The sequence below is a fragment of the Kamptonema formosum PCC 10802 genome, assembly GCF_000332335.1.
GTDB lineage: Bacteria > Cyanobacteriota > Cyanobacteriia > Cyanobacteriales > Oscillatoriaceae > Oscillatoria.
The window spans coordinates 252,525-252,800 of the sequence record NZ_KB235948.1 but is presented as its reverse complement, the minus strand read 5'-3'; the positions used below and the strand labels follow the sequence as shown (position 1 = coordinate 252,800).

At 50.4% G+C, this 276-nt stretch carries 1 protein-coding gene; it reads right to left on the bottom strand.

The features are described 5' to 3' along the window. Nucleotides 1–39 precede the first annotated feature (39 nt). The coding region (locus OSC10802_RS53925; RefSeq protein WP_304412223.1) for an IS4 family transposase at nt 40–276 on the bottom strand (237 nt) is incomplete at its 5' end.

The window sequence follows — 276 nt, the reverse complement described above, 5'->3', positions numbered from 1 at the left end:
AAAAGGCTATCCATTACCCACATCTTTCTTAATGAAGATTTATGTATAGCCCATTTGGAAGTCCATCACCTCTTTGGGGTGGCCAGAGTCCCTCAGTTGCCAAGTAGAGGCAATATCATGGAGTCTACACAGCCCACGCCAAATTGTCTTGACTCCCGGTTCTCCATCACCCTTACGACCCAAAAAGCCTCCAAGTTGCGCAATCATGCGCACGGCTTCTCGCAACGAAGGCGGTGTGGACGGGGGATTTGGCGTCCGGTGAATCGTTGCATAAAG